The sequence below is a fragment of the Cyclobacterium jeungdonense genome (assembly GCF_010994275.1).
GTDB classification, from domain to species: Bacteria; Bacteroidota; Bacteroidia; order Cytophagales; family Cyclobacteriaceae; genus Cyclobacterium; species Cyclobacterium jeungdonense.
In genome coordinates this window covers 1-1,162 of the sequence record NZ_WMCD01000028.1, presented here as the reverse complement: position 1 = coordinate 1,162, position 1,162 = coordinate 1, and the positions used below count along the sequence as shown (strand labels likewise).

The window sequence follows — 1,162 nt, the reverse complement described above, 5'->3', positions numbered from 1 at the left end:
TTTTTCATAGCTTAAAATGTTTAATAGTTACGATAAGTCTAATGTAGGAAGAAACGGCAATAACTGCCGGCTTCCTGCCTTAGCAGGATTCGTTCAACAACGTGTATAGCTAATTGCTACTGAATCGATAACTTGAACAGCTTTTTCCAAACCAACGCTCCCCTATTCTGAAAAATTTGTACATTGAAACCCGCAACGAGGCCCTACACAATACCGTTTTATGCAATCATAATCATACTAAATGAATACACTAATTATTATATCGGTATTAACTGTGTTTTGCAGTTGCACCGGACTACCTGAGTATGAAATCCATCCATTCGATGGAAGTAAAAGTACTGATTACTATTACAATAATGATTCCCTATATATTGAATTGTCCAATCCCCTAAAATGTCCTTTAAGAATTCTTTCTGTCACTGAGAACAAATCTGTTAAATTGTTGCTGGAAGACTTTGAAGTCCTCTTACCTCCCGAGACGGATACTATTATCGTTTATCCATATATCAATGAGGAACAGCCTAAAATATCCTTTAAGTGGATATATGGCAATCCATCGGATGAAATAAAATTAAAGAAGCTTGTATTGCCTATTCCTAAAGGAAAAGAGTATGAAATCACACAAGGATACAACGGCCGCTTCACTCATTATTCGGACTATCAGAAATTTGCTTTGGACATTAATTTAGGTATAGGTGATACTGTTTACTCAGCCGCAAATGGATATGTTGTTGGAGTGATAGATGGATATGAATATGGTGGTTCATCAAAGGAATGGGAAAACTACGCAAATTATATAACATTATATCATCCAGAAATGAATGTCTTTACACAATATGTACATCTTTTATATTGTGGGAGTTTTGTAGCGGTTGGTGATTGGGTTGATAGCGAGCAGCCTATTGGAATCTCTGGAATGACCGGAAGAACAAATATTGAGCATTTACACTTCAATGTTTTAAAAGCATCGAAAAATAATTTGCTGTCGGTTCCCACTGAATTCATTGGAGGTTATAACGGAATCAATCTCAAAAGTGGTGACAAAATCAAAAAATATTAGTGCAACAATTAAGCTACAATGATGCGAAGTGAGACTTCGGTTCATTGTAGCGTGTGTTGGACTCAAGCTTCGGTAGCATTTCTAGTATGGGGATTGGATAGT

The 1,162-nt window shown here is 36.2% G+C and carries 1 protein-coding gene; it reads left to right on the top strand.

The window, feature by feature from the left end:
* Positions 1–241 precede the first annotated feature (241 nt).
* The gene (locus GKS34_RS23160) at positions 242–1,060 is read left to right on the top strand and encodes a M23 family metallopeptidase (protein ID WP_163387528.1); all 819 of its coding nucleotides are present in this window, start codon (positions 242–244) and stop codon (positions 1,058–1,060) included.
* The last annotated feature ends 102 nt before the right edge of the window (positions 1,061–1,162 follow it).

What these genes read in the sequence shown, in the direction of transcription:
- GKS34_RS23160 (WP_163387528.1), top strand. Translation starts at nt 242, where the DNA reads ATGAATACACTAATTATTATATCGGTATTAACTGTGTTTTGCAGTTGC.